Origin of the sequence: Microbacterium croceum (assembly GCF_023091245.1) — a bacterium.
Lineage (GTDB): Bacteria > Actinomycetota > Actinomycetes > Actinomycetales > Microbacteriaceae > Microbacterium > Microbacterium croceum.
In genome coordinates this window covers 944,199-966,747 of the sequence record NZ_JAHWXN010000001.1, presented here as the reverse complement: position 1 = coordinate 966,747, position 22,549 = coordinate 944,199, and the positions used below count along the sequence as shown (strand labels likewise).

Annotated in this window: 26 protein-coding genes; 11 read left to right on the top strand and 15 right to left on the bottom strand. The window is 70.0% G+C overall.

Translation table 11 applies throughout. The features are described 5' to 3' along the window. Positions 1 to 46: 46 nt before the first annotated feature. Complete coding sequence (locus KZC51_RS04615; RefSeq protein WP_247628838.1) at positions 47 to 1,711, bottom strand: ABC transporter substrate-binding protein; 1,665 nt, start codon at positions 1,709 to 1,711, stop codon at positions 47 to 49. Positions 1,712 to 1,867: 156 nt separating this feature from the next. Between KZC51_RS04615 and KZC51_RS04610 the strand changes: the two genes are divergently transcribed. Together KZC51_RS04610 and KZC51_RS04605 are read left to right on the top strand one after the other, a co-directional pair. Then, positions 1,868 to 2,515: a TetR/AcrR family transcriptional regulator gene (locus KZC51_RS04610; RefSeq protein WP_247628837.1), complete on the top strand. Its 648-nt coding sequence runs from the start codon at positions 1,868 to 1,870 to the stop codon at positions 2,513 to 2,515. Positions 2,516 to 2,669: 154 nt separating this feature from the next. Next, positions 2,670 to 3,884 (top strand): amidohydrolase, encoded by a 1,215-nt coding sequence (locus KZC51_RS04605; RefSeq protein ID WP_247628836.1) that lies wholly within the window; start codon positions 2,670 to 2,672, stop codon positions 3,882 to 3,884. Positions 3,885 to 4,001: 117 nt separating this feature from the next. Here the strand turns inward: KZC51_RS04605 and moaA are convergent, their stop codons facing one another. The 5 genes from moaA to KZC51_RS04580 form a co-directional block, all read right to left on the bottom strand. Continuing rightward, the gene (gene moaA / locus KZC51_RS04600) at positions 4,002 to 5,081 is read right to left on the bottom strand and encodes a GTP 3',8-cyclase MoaA (protein ID WP_247628835.1); all 1,080 of its coding nucleotides are present in this window, start codon (positions 5,079 to 5,081) and stop codon (positions 4,002 to 4,004) included. Between the two features lie 47 nt (positions 5,082 to 5,128). Then, positions 5,129 to 5,917: a hypothetical protein gene (locus KZC51_RS04595; protein WP_247628834.1), complete on the bottom strand. Its 789-nt coding sequence runs from the start codon at positions 5,915 to 5,917 to the stop codon at positions 5,129 to 5,131. Further along, positions 5,914 to 6,597 carry a hypothetical protein gene (locus tag KZC51_RS04590; protein ID WP_247628833.1) on the bottom strand — a complete coding sequence of 228 codons (684 nt, stop codon included), beginning with the start codon at positions 6,595 to 6,597 and terminating at the stop codon, positions 5,914 to 5,916. The genes KZC51_RS04595 and KZC51_RS04590 overlap by 4 nt, the downstream gene beginning before the upstream one ends. Positions 6,598 to 6,599: 2 nt before the next feature. Then, complete coding sequence (locus tag KZC51_RS04585) at positions 6,600 to 6,908, bottom strand: hypothetical protein (protein WP_247628832.1); 309 nt, start codon at positions 6,906 to 6,908, stop codon at positions 6,600 to 6,602. A 136-nt stretch (positions 6,909 to 7,044) separates the two neighbouring features. Then, complete coding sequence (locus tag KZC51_RS04580) at positions 7,045 to 7,500, bottom strand: MarR family winged helix-turn-helix transcriptional regulator (RefSeq protein WP_247628831.1); 456 nt, start codon at positions 7,498 to 7,500, stop codon at positions 7,045 to 7,047. Positions 7,501 to 7,562: 62 nt separating this feature from the next. On the opposite strand from KZC51_RS04580, the gene KZC51_RS04575 reads away from it, so the two are divergent. Next, entirely contained in the window at positions 7,563 to 7,931 is a 369-nt protein-coding gene (locus tag KZC51_RS04575; protein WP_247628830.1) for a VOC family protein, read from the top strand. Positions 7,932 to 7,949: 18 nt separating this feature from the next. Here KZC51_RS04575 and KZC51_RS04570 read toward each other — a convergent pair whose 3' ends face one another. The 4 genes from KZC51_RS04570 to KZC51_RS04555 are packed head-to-tail and all read right to left on the bottom strand — an operon-like array spanning position 7,950 to position 10,984. Further along, positions 7,950 to 9,026 (bottom strand): sulfate/molybdate ABC transporter ATP-binding protein, encoded by a 1,077-nt coding sequence (locus KZC51_RS04570; protein WP_247628829.1) that lies wholly within the window; start codon positions 9,024 to 9,026, stop codon positions 7,950 to 7,952. Continuing rightward, positions 9,023 to 9,811 carry a molybdate ABC transporter permease subunit gene (gene modB / locus KZC51_RS04565; RefSeq protein ID WP_247628828.1) on the bottom strand — a complete coding sequence of 263 codons (789 nt, stop codon included), beginning with the start codon at positions 9,809 to 9,811 and terminating at the stop codon, positions 9,023 to 9,025. The genes KZC51_RS04570 and modB overlap by 4 nt, the downstream gene beginning before the upstream one ends. Beyond that, positions 9,808 to 10,590, bottom strand: coding sequence for a molybdate ABC transporter substrate-binding protein (modA, locus tag KZC51_RS04560; RefSeq protein ID WP_247628827.1), 783 nt, complete (start codon positions 10,588 to 10,590; stop codon positions 9,808 to 9,810). The genes modB and modA overlap by 4 nt, the downstream gene beginning before the upstream one ends. A 1-nt stretch (position 10,591) precedes the next feature. Beyond that, the gene (locus tag KZC51_RS04555) at positions 10,592 to 10,984 is read right to left on the bottom strand and encodes a TOBE domain-containing protein (protein ID WP_247628826.1); all 393 of its coding nucleotides are present in this window, start codon (positions 10,982 to 10,984) and stop codon (positions 10,592 to 10,594) included. Between the two features lie 200 nt (positions 10,985 to 11,184). Here KZC51_RS04555 and KZC51_RS04550 point away from each other — a divergent pair, with 200 nt between their 5' ends. From KZC51_RS04550 to KZC51_RS04520, 7 genes are all read left to right on the top strand, one after another. After that, on the top strand, positions 11,185 to 12,081 hold the full coding sequence (locus tag KZC51_RS04550) for a lipase family alpha/beta hydrolase (protein WP_247628825.1): 897 nt from the start codon (positions 11,185 to 11,187) through the stop codon (positions 12,079 to 12,081). A 157-nt stretch (positions 12,082 to 12,238) separates the two neighbouring features. Continuing rightward, positions 12,239 to 12,847: a hypothetical protein gene (locus KZC51_RS04545; protein ID WP_247628824.1), complete on the top strand. Its 609-nt coding sequence runs from the start codon at positions 12,239 to 12,241 to the stop codon at positions 12,845 to 12,847. Next, positions 12,847 to 13,437 (top strand): RNA polymerase sigma factor, encoded by a 591-nt coding sequence (locus KZC51_RS04540; RefSeq protein WP_247628823.1) that lies wholly within the window; start codon positions 12,847 to 12,849, stop codon positions 13,435 to 13,437. Before KZC51_RS04545 ends, KZC51_RS04540 begins: the two co-directional genes overlap by 1 nt. A gap of 71 nt (positions 13,438 to 13,508) precedes the next feature. After that, positions 13,509 to 14,294, top strand: coding sequence for a HesA/MoeB/ThiF family protein (locus KZC51_RS04535; protein WP_247628822.1), 786 nt, complete (start codon positions 13,509 to 13,511; stop codon positions 14,292 to 14,294). Further along, entirely contained in the window at positions 14,291 to 15,526 is a 1,236-nt protein-coding gene (locus KZC51_RS04530) for a molybdopterin molybdotransferase MoeA (protein ID WP_247628821.1), read from the top strand. The genes KZC51_RS04535 and KZC51_RS04530 overlap by 4 nt, the downstream gene beginning before the upstream one ends. Then, positions 15,523 to 16,029 (top strand): cyclic pyranopterin monophosphate synthase MoaC, encoded by a 507-nt coding sequence (gene moaC / locus KZC51_RS04525; RefSeq protein ID WP_247628820.1) that lies wholly within the window; start codon positions 15,523 to 15,525, stop codon positions 16,027 to 16,029. Before KZC51_RS04530 ends, moaC begins: the two co-directional genes overlap by 4 nt. Then, positions 16,026 to 16,259 (top strand): MoaD/ThiS family protein, encoded by a 234-nt coding sequence (locus KZC51_RS04520; protein ID WP_247628819.1) that lies wholly within the window; start codon positions 16,026 to 16,028, stop codon positions 16,257 to 16,259. Before moaC ends, KZC51_RS04520 begins: the two co-directional genes overlap by 4 nt. 157 nt (positions 16,260 to 16,416) lie before the next feature. Here KZC51_RS04520 and KZC51_RS04515 read toward each other — a convergent pair whose 3' ends face one another. The 5 genes from KZC51_RS04515 to KZC51_RS04495 form a co-directional block, all read right to left on the bottom strand. Beyond that, positions 16,417 to 16,851 carry a molybdenum cofactor biosynthesis protein MoaE gene (locus tag KZC51_RS04515; RefSeq protein WP_247628818.1) on the bottom strand — a complete coding sequence of 145 codons (435 nt, stop codon included), beginning with the start codon at positions 16,849 to 16,851 and terminating at the stop codon, positions 16,417 to 16,419. Continuing rightward, on the bottom strand, positions 16,848 to 17,336 hold the full coding sequence (locus KZC51_RS04510) for a MogA/MoaB family molybdenum cofactor biosynthesis protein (protein ID WP_247628817.1): 489 nt from the start codon (positions 17,334 to 17,336) through the stop codon (positions 16,848 to 16,850). The genes KZC51_RS04515 and KZC51_RS04510 overlap by 4 nt, the downstream gene beginning before the upstream one ends. 41 nt (positions 17,337 to 17,377) lie before the next feature. Continuing rightward, positions 17,378 to 18,988, bottom strand: coding sequence for a molybdopterin-dependent oxidoreductase (locus KZC51_RS04505; RefSeq protein ID WP_247628816.1), 1,611 nt, complete (start codon positions 18,986 to 18,988; stop codon positions 17,378 to 17,380). 97 nt (positions 18,989 to 19,085) lie between these two features. Then, a complete protein-coding gene (locus tag KZC51_RS04500) occupies positions 19,086 to 19,364 on the bottom strand; it encodes a hypothetical protein (RefSeq protein WP_247628815.1) in 279 nt (92 codons plus the stop codon). A gap of 230 nt (positions 19,365 to 19,594) precedes the next feature. Next, positions 19,595 to 20,293, bottom strand: a complete 699-nt coding sequence (locus KZC51_RS04495) for a GTP pyrophosphokinase (RefSeq protein ID WP_247628814.1) — start codon at positions 20,291 to 20,293, stop codon at positions 19,595 to 19,597. A gap of 133 nt (positions 20,294 to 20,426) precedes the next feature. Between KZC51_RS04495 and KZC51_RS04490 the strand changes: the two genes are divergently transcribed. After that, on the top strand, positions 20,427 to 22,532 hold the full coding sequence (locus KZC51_RS04490; protein ID WP_247628813.1) for an APC family permease: 2,106 nt from the start codon (positions 20,427 to 20,429) through the stop codon (positions 22,530 to 22,532). Positions 22,533 to 22,549: the final 17 nt, after the last annotated feature.

Here is a 22,549-nt window from a genome sequence, read left to right as displayed (position 1 = left end):
TGAGCGAGGAGCGAAGCGACGAGACGAAGGGCGCACAGACGAAGGGTTACTCGGCGGGCTTCAGCTTGGTGAGGATCTGCACGATGTTCTGCTGCGTCGGGTCAGCCGAGGCGTACGGGTCGTCATCCGAGGGCCATCCGACGTAGTTGCGCGTGTTGAACTCGCCCAGCAGCGGGTGAGCGCCCAGGGGAATGGCGGGCACCTGCTCGGAGAAGATCGTCTGCAGCGTGTCGAGCGCGGTGGTGCGCTCCTCATCGGACGAGGCGTTCGCGTAGGTGTTCAGCGCCTCGGTCGCGGCCGGGTCCTCGAAACGGCCGAAGTTGAAGCCGGCGATGCCCTCCGGGGAGATCCAGCGCGGGTCCATGGTCGACGTGTACAGACCGTAGGCCGTGCCGCTGTCCTCCAGCCAGTGGATGATGGCCGAGAACGTGCCGTCGTCGCGGGGGCCCTGCCAGCCGCCCCAGTCGGGCATGTCGATCTTGACCTCGGCGCCGATGGCCTCGTTCACGTCTTCGGCGATCAGCTCCTGCGCGGTGTTCCAGTCGCTCCAGCCCGAGGGCACCGAGAGCGTGAACGAGACGGGGGTGCCGTCGGGGTCGACAAGCGCGTCGTCCTTCCAGGTGTAACCGGCGTCGGTCAGCAGGTCGCGCGCCTTCTCGGCATCGACCTTGTACTCCTTGCCCTGGAACTCGGGCTGGATCTCGTCATCGAGGATCGAGGAGAGACCGGTCACCGACCAGACGGCCTCGCTCGCGCCCTCACGCGCGATGTCGACGTAGGCGTCGCGGTCGATCACCCAGGCGAGCGCCTGACGGAACGCCGGGTCGTCGAACGGCTTCTGCTGCAGGTTCATGAACAGCGTCGCGGAGCCGGTGGTCGGGGCAGCCCAGAACACGTTGTGCTCGGGGTCGGCGTCGATGAACTGCTCCTGCACCTGCGGGATGAACGCCTGCGCCCAGTCCGCCTCGCCCTGTGCGAGCGCGGTCGTGAGAGCGGTGTTGTCGCCGTAGGAGACGTAGTGCAGCTCGGGCACGGCGAGGTCGCCGCCCCAGTAGTCGTCGCGCGCTTCGAGCGTGACCGACTCGGTGGACCAGTTGGAGAGCGCGTAGGGCCCGGTGCCGACCAGGTCGTCGCCCTTGACGGGGTCGGTCGCCGGCTCGTCGAGGTTCTCCCAGATGTGCTTCGGCACGATCGGCACGTGCAGCACGCGGGCCTGGTTGACGTACTTCGACTCGCCGAAGGTCAGGGTCACGGCGTCACCGTCGACCTCGGCGCCCTCGAACTTGAGGCCGGCGGTGTCGAGCGCGGGCGTCGAGACGAGCTCGTAGGTGTAGACGATGTCATCCGCGGTGAACGGCTCACCGTCGCTCCAGGTGACGTCCTTGCGCGGAACGACCGTGACGGCGGTGTAGTCGTCGTTCCACTCGATGCTCTCGGCGAGCCAGGGGGTGACGCTGCGGTCGCCGGTCTGGTTCACCAGGCCGAGCGTCTCGAAGATCACCTTGCCGTAGCCGTACTTCGACGCGGAGGAATCGCCGACGTACGGGTTGTTCGACTCGGCGGTGATGGCGCCATCCGGCTTCGCGATGGTCAGCGCGGGGGAATCGCCGTCGGCGGCGTCATCGCCACCGCCCGACGAGCATCCGGCGAGGGCCGAGACGCCGAGTGCGGTGATCGCGGTCACGGCGATCAGAGACTTTCTGAGCTTCATTGCTTCTCCTTGGGCACGGTCATTGTGCTGCGTCACCGTCGGATGGGGATCCGCGGCTGTCGTGATTTGCTTACTGTCGAGAAAGTAAGCTTCCGTGAGGTTACCCACTGGTAAGTAGGATGGCAAGTGCATGATCACAAGCGAGAGGGGGTCGTGATGAAGGACACCGACGAGACGTCCCGCGTGCGCCCGGCGACCCGAGCGAAACGCGAGCAGATCCTGAAGGCCGCGGTGGAGATCTTCGGCAACAAGGGCTCGACCAACGGCACCCTCGCCGACGTCGCCGAGCAGGTCGGCATCACGCACGCCGGAGTGCTGCACCACTTCGGCTCCAAGCAGAAGCTGCTGCTCGAAGTGCTCGCCTACCGCGACCAGGCCGATGTCGCGAACCTGGCCGACAAGCACATCCCCGACGGCCCCGAGCTGTTCCTCCACCTCGTGCGTACCGCGTTCGCCAACGAGCTCCGCCCCGGCATCGTGCAGGCGTACACCGTGCTGTCCTCCGAATCCGTGACCGACGACCACCCCGGGCGCGAATACTTCGAGGACCGGTACACCACGCTCCGCCGCGAGGTCGCCGCCGCGTTCCACGAGCTCTGCACACAGGAGGGGGTGACCGAGCCCGACACGGTCGCCGCCGCGTCCGCCAGCATCCTCGCGGTCATGGACGGACTGCAGCTGCAGTGGCTGCTGCACCCCGAGCTGATCGAACTCGGCGAGACCAGCGAGTTCGCGATCAGGGCGATCGTGAACGCGGTGCTGCACCCCGGACCCGCGCTCACGACCTACGCGCGCCCGTCCTGAGCTCGCGGCATCCGCCCGCTCCACCACCCCACCGAGACCCACCACCCCCACCGAGACCCACCGCTCCCGACGTCGGCGACGATGGGCCTGGATGCGGGTGGTGGGTCTCGATGGCGCAGGAAGGCTCTGGAGACCACCCGGCTAGGCTCGGGCCATGACGATCGATCTCGAAGCGCTCTACATCGACCTGCATCAGCACCCCGAGCTCTCCTTCCAGGAGACCCGCACCGCCGGCATCGCCGCCGCGCATCTGCGGGATCTGGGCCTGGAGGTGCACGAAGGCATCGGCGTCACCGGCGTCGTGGGCGTGCTCGTCAACGGCGACGGACCGGTCGTCTGGGTGCGCGCCGACATGGATGCGCTCCCCGTCGGCGAGCAGAGCGGTCGCCCCTACGCCAGCACCGCGACCGGCATCGACCCGGCGGGCAACACCGTCCCCGTCATGCACGCGTGCGGACACGACATGCACGTGACCGCGATGATCGGCGCGGTCGAGAAGCTGGTCGCCGAGCGCGCCGACTGGACGGGCACCCTGGTCGTGCTCATCCAGCCGGCCGAGGAGTACGGGGCCGGGGCGCGGGCGATGCTCGACGGCGGCCTGCTCGACCTGGTCCCGAAGCCCGACATCGTGCTCGGCCAGCACGTCACCCCGCTCCCGGCCGGCACGATCGGCGTGCGACCGGGAACGCAGATGGCAGCCTCCGACGGACTGACCGTCACGCTCCACGGCCGCGGCGGGCACGGCTCGCGGCCGCACTCCACGATCGATCCGATCGTCATGGCCGCGGCGACCGTCATGCGCCTGCAGACCATCGCCTCGCGCGAGGTCGACCCCCGCGACGTCGCCGTCGTGACGGTCGGCTCGATCCACGCGGGACTCAAGAACAACATCATCCCCGCCGAGGCCAAGCTCGAGCTCAGCCTGCGCTACCCCAACGACGAGATGCGCGACAAGGTGCTCGCGAGCGTCGAGCGCATCGTGCGGGCGGAGGCCGCGGCATCCGGCGCCGAGAAGGAACCCGAGATCCGCACCGACCACACCCTGCCTCCGACGATCAACGACGACGAGGCCACGGCCCGCGTGACGACGGCGCTGCAGCGCGTGCTGGGTGAGGCGTCCGTGATCGACCCCGGCATGTTCACGGGCAGCGAGGACGTGTCGTGGTTCGCGCGCGACACCGGCGCCCCGCTGGTGTTCTGGTTCTGGGGCGGCGTCGACCCGGCGACCTTCGCCGCAGCGATGGCGGCGGGCACGCTCGACAAGGACATCCCGACGAACCACTCCCCGTACTTCGCGCCGGAGATCCACCCGACGATCGAGGTCGGCGTGACCGCCCTGTCGGCGGCGGCGCGCGAGTTCCTCGGCTGAGCCGGCGTTCACAACTCCTCAAGAACCGGTCGCCTTCGGCCCGGGTGCACAGCTCGACCCCCGGAACGCTCGTTCTCTGAGGAGTTGTGAACGACGAGCCGACGAGCCGCCGAGCTCTCAGCCGCCGATCGCGTTCATCCCGCGCGCCGGCTGCAGGAACGAGGGGTCGTTGATCGCGTGCCCTGGCAGCTTGCCGTGTATGCACGAGCGCAGCATGTCGGCGATCCCGCCCGAGCGGTCGCCGGGCACGGAGCCCTCGCCCCGCAGCACCCCGATGAGGTCGTACTCGGCGTTGGAGAACAGGCAGTTGCGCAGCTGTCCGTCAGCGGTCAGCCGCAGCCGGTCGCACGCCCCGCAGAACGGCGCGGTGACCGAGGCGATCACGCCGACCTCGTGCGGGCCGCCGTCGATCCGCCACTTCTCGGCCGGCGCGCCGCCGCGACCTTCGACGGGGTCGAGCGTCCAGCGCTCACCCAGCGAGGCGAGGATCTCCTCGCGCGTGACCATCGAGGCGCGATCCCAGGTGTGCCCGGCATCCAGCGGCATCTGCTCGATGAAGCGCAGCTGCGCGCCGACGCCGATCGCGAACTCCACCAGCTCGACCAGCTCGTCGTCGTTGACACCGCGCATCGCGACGGCGTTCAGTTTGAGCGGCCGCAGCGAGGAGGCCGCGGCCGCGGCGATGCCCTCGAACACGTCGTCGAGGCGGTCGCGTCGGGTCAGGTCGGCGAAGCGCTGACGGTTCACCGTGTCGATGCTGATGTTCAGCCGCGTGAGTCCGGCGTCGATCAGGGCGGGGAGCTTCGGGGCCAGGCTGATGCCGTTGGTCGTCATCGCGACCTCGACGGGGCCGTCCTCCCCCTCGATCCGCGCGATCCGACGCACGACCTCGACGATGTCGGTGCGCAGCAGCGGTTCGCCCCCCGTGAGCCGGAAGGTGCGGATGCCGAGCGCAGCGGCCACCTCCGCCACCTCGACGATCTCGTCGGTGGAGAGGATGCTGGTGCGCGCGAGCCACTCGTTGCCCTGCTCGGGCATGCAGTACGTGCAGCGCAGCGAGCACCGATCGGTGAGCGAGATGCGCAGGTCGCGGTGCACCCGGCCGTACGTGTCGACGAGGCCTCCGGCCATCGAGGTGGCGGGTGCAGGCCCGACCTGCGGGGCGCGCACCCCGATGACGACCGGCACGGCGGTCATCGCGTCCCTGCACTCCCCGTCATCGTTCGAGACTACCCGCTGCCACCTCAGCCGTGCGCCACGTCGGCGACAGGAGGGCGCGCCGGCGCCATGGTGACACCGAGGCGTCCGAACGGCGCCCGCTCGGCACGAGATGTCTCTTCAGGGCCGACGAGGCCGCGTGCCGACGCCAGCTTCAGAGCCTCATGCAACTCGGCGCGCAGAGCGACAGAACGCTCGGGGGCGATGGTGGCGAGCGCACGATCCAGTCGAACGTCCTCCTTGCTCGCGCGTTCGGCAGCCGCGTCGGCAGCCGGGCGGTTCCGCCTCCAGCGGACGACCGACAGCGCGATGTCGATGACCGGACCTGCGAGCGCCCACGCGGCGCTGCCGTCGACTGCCCCGGAGGTGAGGAACATCACACCGAGCACGAGGACGATCAGCGACGGCACGATGTGCACCACGGCGACGAGCCGCTCCGTCCTGGCGTCCACACCCTCCGGACGCGAGCGCCGCGCGATCATCCCGACCACGGAGAGCGCCGCCGCGAGACCCGCAAGGACTCCCGAACGGACGAGGTCGGGCTGCCCGTCGACCCAGTGCCGGGAGACGAGCGTCACGAGTGCGAGCGCCGGAAGGAGGAGGCTTGCGATCTCTGCCAGCGAGAGAAGGAGCCCACCCAGTGAGAAGTGCCGTGCAGCGAATGCGCGGCGTGCGTCGGCGGGCGCACGGAACCACAGCGCCATCCGCACCTCGGGCTCATCACGGAACAGGTGGGACTCGAGGTGCCACCACGAGGCCGGGCTCCAGCGCTCCTGCGCCTCGACGTAACTGCGGGGTGTCATCTCATGGGTCACGCTGACCACCTCGGCTGGGCCGTCTCGTCGACGCGGACGAGCGCTTCCGGGTCGAAATCGGGCGATCGGCTCAGCACTCGATCGCCGACCGACAGGGCGGTGAGGAGGTCTTCGACGGTCACGCCGATGCTCAGCGCAGCGCTCTGGCCCACGGGGGAGGCGATCGCGGTCAGCGTGCATCCGCCCGCGATGAACAGCCAGCGAAGCTCGTCGATGTCGTCCTGCCGCTGTTGCTCGGCATCGCTCGTCTGGGTCGATGACGGCGAAGCGGACAGAGCCGCCGTCGGCGTAGGCACACGCTGCGCGTCGCCATAGTCTGCGAGCGCCCCCTGATAGGCCCTCCACGCCTCATCCGCTGCGGGGACGATGGCCGTCATGCGGCTCTTCACCTCGCCGAGCGTCAGCCCGTAGTTGCGGATGTAGGGTCCGACCTCCTCGTAGAGGGTGGCCGCAAGGCCGAGCTCGGCGTGGATCTCGCGGCTCACCTCGGCGAGCGAATCGATCGCCTCGCCCTCCATGTCGGACTCGAGACCGGAGCCCAGGACGTCGCTGATGGTGTTGTACCCGGAGCGCATGATGCCGCCGAGCCGCACGATCTGATCACCGCGGGACCGGACGTCATCAGGTTGCCCGGCGACGACCTCGACCGGCCGCCCCTTGGGAGAGTTGTGCATCGCCACGGTCAGGAACCCTCCTGCATCGCTGAGGCCATCTCGGCCGCCGCTTCGGTGTCGAAGTCACCGAAACCGTCGAGGATCGCCTTCGTATGCTCGCTGACCTTCTTCAAGCCCTCGTTCAACTTGTTTCGACGGTCGTCCCACTGGGACTCGAAGTCACCGGCGAGGTCACGCAGCTCGCCGCGTCCGTACGGACGATCGACGTCGGACTGGAGGTCGCTGCGACGGTTCGACGCCTCGTCGAATTCTGTCGAGATCGCCAGGAGATTGGTGTACAGCTCTCCCAGCCGATCGCATGAGACCTTCACAGACATGCCCCGCGTCCCCCTCCGGTTCTTCGTGGGCGGCGACGATATGCGCCCGACATCGGAAATCTAATAGTCGCCTCCGGAGAGGAGCGATGGGGAGCATTCCCCCTCGCTCCTCTCCCGAAGTCCTTCGAGACCGCGGTCAGGAGTCGCCGGGGTCGCGCAGCGACTGGATCATGCTGCGGAGGGCCCGGCGGGCACCCGACTGCTCGTCCTCCGTCATGCCGCTGAGCATCCGCACCTCGACCGAGCGCACCGCGGTGCTCGCCTGCTGCCGCTTCTGCTCGCCGAGCGGGGTCAGCCGCGTGGGAAGCGCTTTGCCGACCGGGGCCTCGGTCGCCCGCGTCACGGAGCCGTCCCGTTCGAGCGCCTGCAGCAGCACGTTCATCGACTGCCGCGTCACGAAGGTGCCCCGCGCGAGCTCGGAGTTCGACAGGCCGGGACGCTGGGCCAACAGCTCCAGGCACGAGTAGTGCGTGACCGTCATCCCGAGCGGCCGCAGCACCTCTTCCATCGCCGCCCGCAGAGCGCTTGACGCCTCCTTCAGCAGATAGCCGAGCGATGTCTCCAGGTGGATGACCTCTCCGTCTTGACTCATGTCAGTATTCTGACATACAGTGGTGCGTGTCAGATAACTGACACATAACCAAGGAGCTTCTCATGCCCGTCACCGGTCCCGACTTCCTCTCCCTCCAGGCACGCGACCTCGCCGGATCCCAGGCCTTCTACGAGAAGTACCTCGGTCTCGTCCGCTCGCCCGCCGGCCCGCCGCACGCGGTGGTGTTCCAGACCACGCCGATCGCCTTCGCCCTGCGCGACGTCGTTCCCGGCACCGACCTCGACTCCGCGGCGCAGCCCGGCATCGGGGCGGCGATCTGGCTGCACGCCACCGGGGTGCAGGAGATCCACGATGCGCTGGTCGCCGACGGACACACGATCGTGTCGGCACCGATCGACGGCCCTTTCGGCCGCACGTTCACGTTCGCCGACCCGGACGGCTACCAGATCACGCTGCACGACCGCGCCTGAAGGACCGCGCTCAGGAGTTCACCCGACCGCGACGAACCGCACATCCGCGGGGTCGACCTGCAGGTGCAGCTCATCGCCCGGCGCGAGACCCGCGGCATCCGGCAGGGCGACATCGACCTGACAGAGCGCGGTGTGCACGCGCATGCCCGCGAGCGTGGGCTCGAGCCGGATGATGCGGCTACGCCAGGACCCGGCCGCGTCCGGATCCACGAGGCGCACGGCATGCGGGCGGAACACGGCAGCAAGCGGCGCACCTGTCGCCGCCGCCCGCGCGGTCGACGCGGCATCCGCACTGCGCAGTCGCACCTCGCCACTGCGCCACGCTCCATCGTCGGCGACACCGAGGACCCGGTTGACACCCGCGATCGAGGCGACGAAACCGGATGCCGGAGCCGCCAGCACCTCGCGCACGGGTCCGCTCTGCGTGACGCGGCCCGCCTCGACGATGAGCAGCCGCTCGGCGAGAGCGACCGCATCGGCCGCGTCATGCGTCACCGCGATCGTCGTCACTCCGGCGAGCTGGTCGCGCAGCATCCGCCGGATCTCGCCTGCCGTCTCCGGGTCGAGGGCGACGAGCGGTTCGTCCAGCAGCACGGCGCGGGGCGATGCGGCGAGCGCCCGAGCAACCGCGACGCGCTGGCCTTCGCCGCCGGAGAGTTCCCGCGGCATGCGGTCCCCCGCTCCGGGGAGCCCGACGCGCACGAGCCACTCGTCCGCGGAGTCGCGCGCCGTCGGGGCATCGGCACCACCGGCGCGGGGGCCGAAGGCCACGTTCTCCCGCACGGACAGGTGCGGGAACAGCCGCGGCTCCTGGCTCAGCAGCACGATGCCGCGATTCATCGGCGGGGTCTGCACGCGCGGAGCAGCAGCGCGGTCCACGATCCGCCCCTCGATCGCGATCTCGCCGGCCGTCAACGGCTCGAGTCCGGCCAGCGCCTGCAGCAGGGTCGACTTGCCGGCGCCGCTCGGGCCCATGACCGCGATGGTCTCGCCGGCCGCGACCTCCACCTCCACGTCGACGGCGAAGTGCTCGCGGGCGACCACGACGTGCGCCCGCAGGCCCGGCGTGCGGGCATCGACGCCCCCGGCGCTCATCGCGCCGCCCCCGGTCGCCAGCCGCGTACGAGCAGCAGCACCACGATCGCGGCGGCGAGCAGCAGCAGGGCGAGCGCGACCGCCGTGCCCTGCGACACTCCGGCGCCGTTGAAGGCGGTGTAGATCGCGAGGGGCATGGTCTGGGTGACCCCCGGCCGATTGCCGGCGAACAGAGCGGTCGCCCCGAACTCCCCGATGGCCCTGGCGAAGCACAGCACGACGCCGGCGACGATGCCGGGGGCAGCGAGGGGCAGGGTGATGCGACGCAGGATCGTCCAGCGACCGGCGCCGAGTGCGGCGGCCGTGCGCTCGTACTCCACGCCCGAGGTGCGCACCGCACCTTCGACGGCCAGCACCAGGAACGGCAGGGCGACGAAGGTCTGCGCGAGCACGACCGCGGGTGTGCTGAAGGAGAGCCCCAGCCCGCCGAGCCAGCCCGCGCGGCCGAACAGGTACAACAACGCGACGCCCCCCACCATCGGCGGCAGCACGAGCGGCACCGTGACGACAGCCCGCAGCACGGCGGCCAGACGCGGCCCCGATCGCGCGATGAACAGCGCGAGCGGCACCCCCACGATGATGCACAGCACGGTGGCCACCAGCCCGGTTCCGAGCGAGAGCCCGAGCGCCGAGAGCGCGACCTCGGATGTCACGTCGGCGAGGAAGGTCGACCATTGCACCCGCGCGACGAGTGCGGTCAGCGGCACGATCAGGAAGGCCAGTCCGACCAGGGCGGGGATGGCGAGCGCACGCGGAGCGTAGCCACGCGCCCCGGCCGCGCTCACGGCGTCCCGAACCCGAAATCCGCCAGGATCTCCTGCCCCGCATCCGACCGCACGAACGCCACGAAGGCATCGGCGGCATCGGGGTTCGGAGCGTCGGAGAGCGCGGCGATCGGGTAGTGGTTGACGACGTCGTCGGCACCGTCGGGCACGATGACCTCGACGTCGTCGCGACCGATCACGTCGGTCGCGTACACGAGACCGGCATCGGCTTCGGAGGCGGCGACCTTGGTCAGCACGGCGGTCACGTTCTGCTCGAGACTCGCGGCCTCGACCGTGACCCCCGCCGCAGTGAGGAGCGTCGCGGATGCGGCGCCACAGGGCACTTCGGGCGCGCACAGCACCGTGGTCACCTCGGCCAGATCGGAGACCGCCTTCACACCGCCGGGGTTGCCGACCGGCACCGCGATCACGAGGGTGTTCGAGGCGAACAGGACGGGGTCGACCGCGACATCCGCCGCCTTGTCCATGTTCGCCTCGTCCGCCGAGGCGAACACGTCGGCCGGCGCCCCTTCGAGGATCTGCGTGACCAGCGTCGACGAGCCGTCGTACACCGGGCTGAACGTCACGTCCGGGTGCTCCGCGACGAAGGCCTCACCGATCGCGTCGAACGCTCCCGTGAGCGATGCGGCGGCGTAGACGGTGAGGTCGCCGCTCACGGCGCTCTCACCGGTGGAGGCGGATGGCGACGAGGCCGATTCGGCGGCATTCGCGCAGCCGGTGAGGGCGAGCAGTGCTGCGGCGAGCACGACAAGGGCGGGGCGGCGGAGCGTGCGGTTCATGTCAGCCCTTCGGGACTTCGACGACGACCTGGGTCGCCTTGACGGATGCGGCGGCGAGCGAGCCGACCTCGAGCTGCAGCTCCCGCGCGGCCTCTGCCGACATGAGCGAGACCACGCGATGCGGTCCGGACTGGATGTCGACCTGCGCCATCAGCCCCTCGATCTGCACGCGGGTCACGATCCCGATGAAGCGGTTGCGCGCGCTGGAGAGCGCGTCTCCGGCGATCGCCGCCTCCTCCGCGACGGCCACGGCCCGCGCCGCGATCGCATCGCCGGGGATCTCCGCCGGCACGGCGTCGGTCACGGGCAGCAGACCCTGGTCGATCCAGCGCCGCACGGTGTCGTCGCTCACGCCCAGAAGTTGGGCGGCACGGGCGATCCGATAGGTCTGCATGCTGCCGAGTTTACCGCGTTTGCGGATTCTTTGGGCGAAATGCACCGCAGTTGCGCCTTTCGAGGTCTTTCCTCCCCCCAGATCTGCACCGTCACCGCAGTCGCGGCCCACCCACCCGTCCGCACTCGGCCCGTGACGGCATCCGGCGGCTGAGGCATCCTGCCCTATCCTGACCGCGTACCCGTCGAGAAGGAGCGCCCATGTCCGAAGCCGTCGTCCTCGTGTCCGGTGGCGCCGCCGTGACACCGTTCACGGATCCCGACCGCGCCAGCGGCTCCGGCCTCGCCGCCGGGAACACGCTCACCGCGCTCCGTGCCCATCTGCTCGCCCGCGGCGCGGCGGTCTTCACGGCACCCGCGCGTCTCGGCCCCGGAGAGGTCAGGGAGGACTCCGGCTGGCAGGGGTTCGCCGACGTGCCTGTCGTGCTGCCCGCCGAGATGACTGTCAACGCGGTCGGCGGAATCGACGAGGGCGGCGCCCGCCTGGCTGCTTTCCTGCGGTGGCTCGGCGAGGAGTACCACTGTGCCCGCATCGACCTCGTCGCCCACTCGATGGGCGGTCTGTTCTCCCGTGCCGCGATCCGCGAGCTGGGTGACGCGGGCCCCTCGGTGACGCGTCTGGTCACCCTCGGCACGCCCTGGGACGGCTCGCTGCTCGGCGACGTGCTCTCGGATGAGGTCTCCGTTGTCGATGCCCACGGCGATGCCGCGACGACCCAGATCCTGGAACGGTCGCGCAGCTACGCGGCCGAGAACTCGCAGGGCGCCGCCGACCAGGTCTCGCGGCGCTTCCTGCGCGAATGGAACGCGACCCAGGCGGGGGTGCTCGACGCGGTGACCGTCACGGCGGTGGGTGCCGGTCACTTCCGCGCGGCCTCCGAACCGCGCCAGCTGTGGCCGCACGACGGGCTCGTCTCGCAGCAGAGCGCGCGCGCAGACGAGGTTCCGGTCGAGGTGCTCCCCCACGTCGCCCGCCGCACGTTCGACCACGACGTGCACAGCATCTTCTTCGCGGATGCCTTCGACCTGCCCTGGGAACGAGCACTCACCTGGGACCCCGACGTGTTCGCCGTCGTCGACGACGCGCTCCAGGCCTGACTCGCGTCACGCCCGCCGCTGCGGCAGGCCCGGATCAGCTGTGAGCCGCCGTCCGTCGTCGCATCGGGGCGGACCGCGCGGCCCGGAGAGACGATTGTGAGACGGTTCGCGCGCTCGCGTCATGTCCTGTGTGAAGCGACATGATGAGGAGCGAACAATGAACGAACGAGTGCAGTCGGATCTCGCGTCCGCCGATCCGGTGCGCGGAGGCGATGACGCAGAGCTTCACGACCTCGTCCGCCGCGTGGCCGCCGACGCGCAGGCGACGGCCACGACGGGCATCGCCGCCCGTACCCCGTGGTGGAGGCGTCGCCGAGCGATCGTTCCGATCAGCCTCGGTGTCCTTGCGATTGCGACGGGGGCTGCCGTGCTCATCCCTCTGCAACTGAGCGTGAACGACACTCCGGTCGAGCTCGATGTCGAGATCCCCATCGTCTACACGACCGACACCGGCATCGAAGTCAGCTGCCGCTACGGGCTGTACTTCGGCGACCCCGTCGATCGCTCAGCGGCCGATGAACGACTCGCCGCCTTCGTGAGCAGCCATGACTGGACGGGCATCGGGCAGCGCATCTATGACGAAGCGATCGCGAACCCGTTCGTCCCCGGTCCCGACGACGACTGGGAGGTCGATACCCCCGAGCTGCGGGACCAGTCCTCGTTCATCCACGCGACGGAGTTGATCTGGGCGGAGATCCCCGACGAACTGCTGCACGACGAGTGGTCGTCGGGCAGCACGATGGATTGCACAGGGGTGCTCCATTGATGGGCCCGCGTCCCCTCCCGGAGGAGCTTCGCGCCTGGGTCGAGATCGTCGTCCAGGACAACGCCGACGACCTGCTCCGGTATCTCGCGCGACGGGTTCACCCGCGGGAGGATGCCGCAGACCTGCTCGGGAAGGTCTTGCTCATCCTGTGGGAGAAGGGCGCGCGCGTACCCACCACCGACGAGGCCGCACGGATGTGGTGCTTCGGCATCGCGAGGAACGTGCTCCGCGAACACCGGCGGCGGGCGCTGAAGTCCCTCGACCTCGCCGACGCGCTGCGTCGCCACCTTCGCGACGCACCGTCTCGGGTCGATTCGGCGGATGCGATCGTCGAGGCCGCGATGCGCGCCGATGGTGTCCGCGCGGCGCTGCGGCGCCTCGATGAACGGGAGGCGGAACTCCTGATGCTCATCTATTGGGACGACTTCACCATCGCCGAGGCCGCGCGACTTCTGCGCATCAACGCATCGACCGCGCGGACCCGCCATATGCGCGCGCTTCGCCGACTCGAAGCGCTGCTCGAATCCGCCCCGCATCCCCCGCTCGCGCACAACGGCCGCAGGGCAGCCACCGCGAGAGGAACCAGCTGACGGAGCGCAGCGGCTGCACGGCCGAGCGGCGCACGGGAGTGCCTCGTCCCGCGCGGGCATACGCTGAACCCATGCAGCCTCTCGTCGCCCCCGCCCCCGCGCTGGACCCGGCAGAACTCGTCCGCACCGCCAGACATGCCGTGCTCGCGGGCATCGGAGAACAAGGGCAGCGCCGTCTGAGCGCCGCGCGCGTCGCGGTCGTCGGCGCAGGAGGGCTCGGCTCCCCGGTGCTGCTGGCCCTGGCGGCTGCGGGGGTCGGATCGATCACCGTGATCGACGACGACATCGTGGAGCTCACCAACCTGCAGCGCCAGCTCGCGCATCGTGTCGACGACATCGGCACCCGCAAGACCGAGTCGGCCGCCCGCGCCGTCCTGGCGCTCGCCCCGCAGACCGCTGTGACGCAGGTGCCCGAACGACTGGATGCCGTCAACGCCGCCCGCTTGCTCTCGGGCACGGATGTCGTGGTCGACACGAGCGACTCCTTCGCCACCCGCCGCGACGTCGCCGCCGCAGCCGAATCCCTCGGACTGCCCGTCGTATGGGGCGCCGTGCAGGAGTGGCACGCACAGGTCACCGTGTTCTGGTCGGCACCGCGCATGGGCGAACCGGTGGTGCTCGCCGATCTCTTCCCGCCTGGCACCGAGGGCGAACCACCCAGCTGCGCCCAGGTCGGGGTGCTCGGCGCGCTGTGCGTGCAGGTCGGCGGGATGCTGGCCGGCGAAGTGATCAAGCTCGTCACCGGCGCCGGGGAACCCCTGCTCGGTCGACTCGCGGTGATCGACGCGCTCACCGCGCGTCAGCACGAGATCGCGATCCGCCCGGCCTCGTCTGCAACGGCGGAGGTGCACGCATGAGCGGGCGTCGCACGGTCGAGGAACAGCTCGCCCGCGTGCTCGCCGCGGTGCGGGTGCTCCCGCCCGAGACTCGTCCGGTGCGTACAGCAGCGGGACGGACGCTGGCGGCCCCCGCCGCCGCAGCCCACGACATCCCGCTGTTCGACAACTCGGCGATGGATGGGTTCGCGGTGCGCGGAGCCGATGTCGCCGCGGCATCCGAGGACAACCCGATCACTCTGCGAGTGGTCGCCGACCTGCCGGCGGGCGTCGCCCTCGACCCGCCGCTGGCCCCGGGCGAGGCCGCCCGCATCATGACCGGATCTCCCACGCCCGCCGACGCCGACGTGATCGTGCCGTTCGAGGACACGGAGGGCGGGCTCGCCGACTCCTTCGGCGAGGTGCGGGTGCTGCGCGCACCCGCGAAACCCGGCGTGTTCGTGCGCCGGCGCGGCGCCGACCTGCGCGCGGGCGACGAGGTGGTGCGCCCCGGTGAGCGCCTGGGCGCCTTCCAGGTCGCGGCAGCGGTGGCCGCCGGCGTCGCCGATGTCACCGTCACGCGCGCGCCCCGCGTGGCCGTCGTGTCGACGGGGAGCGAGCTGCTCGCCCCCGGCGAGGCCGTGACCCGCGGGCGCATCCCCGACTCCAACGGGCCGCTGCTCGAGCAGCTCGTCGCCGACGCCGACGCCGAGGTCGTGCTGGTCGCGCGGGTGACGGATGACGCCGACGCCGTGCGCGCCGTGACCGCCGAGGCCGTCGCGCTCGGCGCCGATGTGATCGTCTTCACCGGCGGCGTGAGCGCCGGGGCCTACGAACCGGTGCGCGGCGCCTTCGACGGCCAAGGCGAGGTGGAGTTCGCGAGCGTCGCGATGCAGCCGGGCAAGCCGCAGGCCTTCGGCGTGCTGAACGGCGGGACCCTGGTGTTCGGACTTCCGGGCAACCCCGTCAGCGTCGCCGTCTCGTTCGAGGTGTTCGTGCGCCCCGCCCTGCTCGCGCTGCAGGGGCGCACCGAGATCCAGCGGCCACGTGCAGCGTTCACCGCCGATGCGGCATGGACCACGCCGCCTGGCCGCCGCCAGTACCTCCCGGCGGTCGTCGACCTCGCGGCCCGCACCGTGCGCCCCGCCACCGCGGGCGGATCGGGATCGCACCTGGCCGGCGGACTCGCACGCGCCCACGCGTTCGCGATCGTTCCGGCCGAGGTCGAGGCCGTCGCCGTGGGGGATGCGATCGATGTCATGCTGGTGGGATGAGCTTCACTCACCTTGACGCCGCCGGCCGCGCCCACATGGTCGACGTGACCGCGAAGCAGCCGACCATCCGCACGGCGACAGCCCGCGGATTCGTGCGCTGCAGCGCCGACGTGATCGCTGCCCTCCGCGACGGCACCGTGCCCAAGGGCGACGTGCTCGCGGTGGCGCGCATCGCCGGCATCCAGGCGGCCAAGTCCACCGCGTCGCTGCTGCCGCTCGCACACGTGATCGGCGTGCACCGTGCGAGCGTCGAGCTCGAGATCGTCGACGACGGCGTGCGCGTCGAGGCGACGGTGGGCACCGCCGACCGCACGGGGGTCGAGATGGAAGCGCTCACGGCCGTATCCGTGACGGCTCTCGCGATCGTCGACATGATCAAGGGCGTCGACCGTGCGGTCGTGATCGAGGACGTGCGCATCGTGGCGAAGTCGGGCGGACGCTCCGGCGACTGGGTGCGCCCCGGCGAGGATGCCCCCTTCATCGGCTCCGGGGACTCCCGATGACGCGCGTGCGCTACTTCGCCGCCGCAGCCGAGGCCGTGGGCGCCGACAGCGAGGAGCGCAACGAGGCCTCACTCGTCGCGCTGCGCGCAGCGGTCGTGGCCGCGCATCCGGCTCTGGCCGACATCCTGCCGCGCTGCGCCGTCATGATAGACGGGGTGCGCACCGACGGCGACCTCGCCCTGGACGACGTCGAGCTCATCGACATCCTCCCGCCGTTCGCCGGCGGCTGACCCCGCGGCGCGCCACCGGCTGACCCCGCGACCTGCAGGACCGACGGCCACCTGCAGGACCGATCCGGGGCGATTCCTCCTGCAACCCGCGAGATCTCCTGCACACGGCGCGCCAAGGCCAGGGGCGGATGCCGGACCGACGGGATACCACCTCGGCTCAGCCGCCGATGCCCTTCCATGACGAGGTCCCGTCGACCTCGAGCTGCCGCTTCCACACCGGCAGGTCGCTCTTGATCGCCTCGATCACGGCCCGGCACACCTCGAAGGCCTCCGCGCGATGCTCGGAGGCGACCGCGATCACGACGGCCGCGTCGCCGACGTCGAGGCGTCCGATCCGGTGACTCACCGCCACCACGGCCGGAGCATCTGCCTCGGCGCCGGCCGCCTGGGCGATCCGCCGCAGCGTCGCCTCGGCATCCGGGTGAGCGCTGTATTCGAGGCCGACGACGGGCGTCGCGGCATCCGGGTCGTTGTCGCGCACGCGTCCGACGAAGGTCGTCACCGCGCCGAGGCGGGGGTCCTCCACGGCGGTGAGATGCGTATCGAGATCGAGCCGCTCCTCCGACACCACAGCCAGTCGTACATCGTTCATGAGTGATCTCCGCCTTCCACCTGATCCAGGATGTGCCCGGCGACGCCGAGCACCACGGGCACGCCGGATGCCACGGCACGCGGGGAACCCGGAAGATTCACCACGAGCATGCCCGCAGGGTCCACGATGCCGGTCAGCCCGCGCGACAGCACCGACAGCGGGGTGTCGGCGCGGCCGCTGCGACGCAGCTCCTCCGCGATCCCGGGGATCTCGCGGGTGATCACCCGGCGCGTCCCCTCGGGCGTCAGATCACGGGGACCGACTCCCGTTCCGCCCGTGGTCACGACCAGCCGGATGCCGCGGGCGAGGGCGCGCCGCAGGGCATCCGCCACCGCGCTCGCGCCGTCGGGGATGATCTCGGCATCCGGGCAGTGCCATCCGGCCTCCCGCAGCAGCTCGACGGCGATCGGGCCTGCGCGGTCCTCGCGCTCACCCGCGGCCGATCGGTCGGAGACGGTGATCACGAGTGCGGGGCGCGGCGTCATGGCTCCCACCCTAGGCCCGGGCGTGCGGCCGCGCACCGGTCTCAGGTGACCCGGATGAGTGAGCGCTGCCAGCCGGACGAGCCGTTGGGGGCGATCGGGGCGCGCTCCTCGATCTGCAGGTCGCCGTTCTTGTTCACGGCCCGCACGGCGACGTAGTGGGTGCCCGAAGTGGCATCCCACTCCATGAACCACTGCACCCAGGTGTCGTCGTTGACGGGCGTCGACAGCGTGGCAGGAACCCAGTCCCCGTCGTCGATGCGCACCTCGACCCGGTCGATGCCGACCGACTGCGCCCAGGCCACTCCCGCGATCGGGATCCTCCCCGCGTCGACGGCCTCGCCGAGCTTGGGGGTGTCGACACGCGAAGAGAACTTGATCGGCGCCTCCGCGCTGTAGCCGCGGGGCGTCCAGTAGGCCTCGTCGTCGGCGAAGGTCGTGACCTTGAGCTCGGTGAGCCATTTGGTCGCCGACACGTAGCCGTAGAGCCCCGGCACGACCATGCGCACGGGGAAGCCGTGCTCGAGCGGCAGCGGCTCTCCGTTCATCGCCACCGCGAGGATCGCATCGAGGTTGTCGTCGGTCAGCGCCGAGAGCGGGGTGCTCGCGGTGTAGCCGTCGACGCTGCGGGAGAGCACCATGTCGGCTCCGGACTTCACGCCCGCCTTCTTCAGCACGTCACGCAGCGGCACCCCGAGCCACTTCGCGTTGCCGACCAGCTCGCCGCCGACCTCGTTCGACACGCACGTGAGCGTGATGGCGTACTCGTCCAAGCCCATGTCGAGGAGGTCCTGGAAGCTCATCTCGACCCGCTGGTCGACCATGCCGTCGATCACGAGTCGCCAGGTCTCCGGGTCGATCGTGGGAACCGTGAGCGCGGTGTCGACGCGGTAGAAGTCCTTGTTCGGAGTGAACAGCTTGCTGAGCCCGGGGATGTCGAGCTCGGCGCCATCCGGGACCATGACCTTCGACTTCGGGGCAGGCAGCTTGAGCGCGCCGCGGATGGCCTCGACCGACGACACCGCCATGCTCACGGTGCGGGCCGTGATGCCGACGATCAGGGCGGATGCTCCGGCGACCGCGGTGAGCATGAAGAAGCGGCGACGATCGAAGCCGGGCCGGACGGGCGCGCCGTCGACGGGTTCGACATCGGCCGGAACGGTCTCGGCCGCGTCATCCGTCCGCACGCCGACGACCGAGGCCCGCCACGCGCGCAGACGGCGGATCAGGAGCACGAGGATGAACGACCCCGCGACGGTGCCGAGCACCGGGGGCAGGAACGCCAGCGGCGACACGGCAGCACGGGTCACGATCGCCGCGGTGGACAGCACCCCCGCGATCACCAGGGCGACCACCCCGAGCGGCGGACGCACCAGCTGCAGGATGCCGGCGATCGCCGAGGCGATGACCACGGCGAGACCGAGGCCCGCCAGCAGCGCGATCTTGTCGTACTCGCCGAAGGTGGCGATCGCGAACTCCTTGAACGGCTGCGGCACGATGTCGATCACGAAACCGCCCACCGCGAGGATCGGGCTGGCCGCGCGCGCGAACAGCAACGCGAACAGCTCAGCCGTCGCGAGGAACACCCCGCCGCCGATCACACCCGCGAGAGCAGCCCACACGAAGAACCTCTTGCCACTGCTGCGCTGCGCCATGATCGTCTCCTGTTCCACCGTCGCCGGTGTGGTCCAGGCTTGTTCGGAGCCGACGGGGGATCGGATGTAGTGACCCGCGAACGTCTCCGCGCCGTGGTCAGAGACGGCGCACGGTGATGGCCTCGCGACCCTGGATCTGTCGCAGTGTGCGCATGCAGCGCGAGCAGAGGATCTCGACCCGCCGAGGGTGTCCCTCGCCGCAGACGCAGTCGACCGTCACGCGCCACTTCGCCTTGCGTCCGCACGGCTGGTAGCCCTCATCGTCGCCGTGGTCGCACTCGCAACGCTGGCGTCCGCGGTCGACGCCCGCCAGGTCATCGGTGCGCGCGAACTCATCGACCTCGCGGTCGGAGTCCACGGACACGGCATCCTGCATTCTCACCACCTGCCGATGTTCCCAGGGCCCGGGAGGCATCGCAACATCGGCGTCTCCGCGCAACGCCGTCCGTAACTCAGGACGCGACGCCGTGGGGTCACCTGTCACGCGACGCCCCCACAGGCGACCCGTCTGCTTCGCCCGCCGTTCTTCCTGAGTTGCGAACGCCGACGCGGAACGCGGAAACAGTTGTGAACGCCGACGTGGAACGCGGAAACGCCGCGCGACGATCAGACCGGGACGATCCGCGGAGGGGGCGGAGGCGCGAGCTGACGCTGCGGCACCCCGTGCGCCTCGCGGTGCAGGCGCTCCATACGGCTGTCGAGCTCGGCGGCCGCCTCCGCGGCATCCGTCAGGCTCTCGACGAGGTGCGACGGCACCTGGTTCGAGAACTTGTAGTAGATCTTGTGCTCGAGGCTGGCCCAGAAATCCATGGCGATCGTGCGGAACTGCACCTCGACCGGCACCGACAGCGCGCCCGTCGACAGGAACACCGGCACCTCGATGATCGCGTGCAGGCTCTTGTAGCCGTTGTCCTTCGGCGTCGCGATGTAGTCCTTGACGGTGCGCACCGTGATGTCATCCTGCGCCGTGAGCAGATCGAACAGCCGATAGACATCGGCCACGAAGCTGCAGGTCACCCGCACACCGGCGATGTCGGTGATCTCGGCACGGATGCGTTCGAAGTCCGGTTCCTCGATCCCCTTGCGGGCGATCTTCTCGACGATGCTGTCGGGAGTCTTGAGCCGACTCTTCACGTGCTCGATCGGGTTGTACGCGTGATGGTGCGTGAACTCGTCGCGCAGGATCGAGATCTTCGTCTCGACCTCCCGCATCCCGAACTCGTACTCACGCAGGAAGCGCTGGAACTCGTCACGCAGTTCGCGCGTCTTGCGGATGGAGTCTTCGGTGACCTGAAGGGTCGTCATACGTCCGACGTTACGCGTTCGTGATCGGAAATCCCTGTGGATTCCCGAGGGGTCGATGATGCCGTGAGCACCCGTAAGGATTCCGTCAGGGACACCCGGCGGCCCGTAGGGATTCCGTGAGGATCTTGTGAGGATGCCATCTGCGGGCGTAGTGTCGCGGGACGTGTCAGACGAAAACCGCGACAGCGCAGATGCGCCTCCTCTCGCCAAGCGCATCCTCATCGGCGATCCGCTGACGAGCGAGCAAGTCGACGAGCAACTCCTTCCCAAGCGCATGGCGCTGCCGATCTTCGCGTCGGACGCGTTGAGCTCGGTGGCCTACGCGCCGCAGGAGCTCGTGATGATCCTGCTGATCGGCGGACTGACGTTCCTGTCGTTCACCCCGTTGGTCGCCGCGGCCGTCGTGGTGCTGCTGATCGTGGTGGTGCTCAGCTACCGGCAGCTCATCAAGGCGTATCCCTCCGGCGGTGGCGACTACGAGGTCGCGTCGAAGAACCTGGGCGAGATCCCCGGCGTTGTCGTGGCCGCCGCTCTGCTCGTCGACTACGTGCTCACGGTCGCCGTGTCGGTCGCTTCCGGCGTCGACAACATCATCTCCGCGGTGCCCGGTCTCGATCCGTTCCGGGTGGAGCTCGCGGTCGGCTTCGTGATCCTGATCATCATCGTGAACCTCCGCGGGGTGCGCGAAGCATCGCTGGTGTTCGCGATACCCACATACGTGTTCATCGCCTCCGTCGGGTTCATGATCGTCACCGGCCTCATCCGCACGTTCCTCGGCGACGCCCCGGTCGCCTCCAGCCACGACTTCACGGTGCACGCCGAGAGCCTCAGCCAGGCGGCCGTCATCCTGCTCATCCTGCGCGCCTTCTCGAGTGGATGCTCGGCGCTCACCGGAGTGGAAGCGGTGTCGAACGGCGTGCCGGCGTTCCGTGCTCCGAAGGTGCGCAACGCGCAGTCGACCCTGGTGTTGATGGGGTCGATCGCGGCCTGTCTGTTCGCCGGCCTCACGGCCCTCGCGCTGATCACCGGCGTGCACTACGCCGAGAACCCGTGCGACCTCGTCGGCTTCGACTGCACGACGCCGCAACCCAGCCTCATGGCCCAGATCGCGAGCGCGACGTTCGGCGGCGGCAGCATCCTGTTCTTCATCGTGCAGGCGGCCACGGCGTGCGTGCTGCTGCTCGCGGCGAACACGGCGTTCAACGGCTTCCCCCTGCTGGGCGCGGTGCTCGCCCGCGACGGCTATGCGCCGAAGTCGCTGAACACCCGCGGCGACCGGCTCGTGTTCTCGAACGGCATGATCCTGCTCGGCATCGGCGCGATCATCGTGCTCGTGGTGTTCCAGGCGCGACTGACGACCCTGATCCAGCTGTACATCATCGGCGTCTTCGTGTCGTTCTCGCTCGGGCAGATCGGCATGGTGCGGCACTGGCGCAGGGTCCTCCGCGGGCCGTCCGAGGATTCGGCGGGTTCCGGGATCGACGGCGCCTCGGCATCCGATCGCCGTTCGGCGAAGGTGGGGCTCATCATCAACTCCACCGGGGCCGTCATGACGGTGCTCGTGCTGCTGATCGTGACCATCACGAAGTTCACGCACGGCGCCTACCTGGTGTTCTTCGCGATCCCGATCCTGGCCTTCCTGATGCTCGGGGTGAAGCGGTACTACCGCGATGTCGAGCACGAGATCGCAATCGACGACACGACAAGGTTCGGCGCGACCGGCGACCTCGCCATCGTGCTCGTCAACCGCCTGCAGAAGCCGGTCGTGAAGGCCATCGACTACGCGATCGCCGCCAAGCACGGCAAGACGCTGGCCGTGCACGTCGCGGTCGCCTCCGACGACGCTGCCCAGCTGCAGAAGGACTGGGCCGACCACCTGGTGCCCATCCCCCTGGTGATCGTCGAGTCGCCGTACCGTTCCTTCGCGCAGCCGGTGACGCAGTTCATCAAGCAGTATCGGGAGAAGCACGGATCGTCGGTCGTGACCGTGTATCTGCCGCAGTACATCGTGGGGCACTGGTGGGAGTCGTTCCTGCACAACCGTCGCGCCCGGCGCCTCGCGAACCAGCTCATGCTCGTGCACGGCGTCTCGATCACGCTGGTGCCGTGGCTGCTGGACTCCTCGGAGCTGATCTACGGACGCCGCTCGCGCCCGCTGCCAGGGCAGGAGCGCGCCGGTCGCCCGGTGGTCGTGAGCGGACGCCGAGCGCATCGCCCCGCCGGTCCGCCGCAGGACTGACGCTCGGGCGGCTCCGG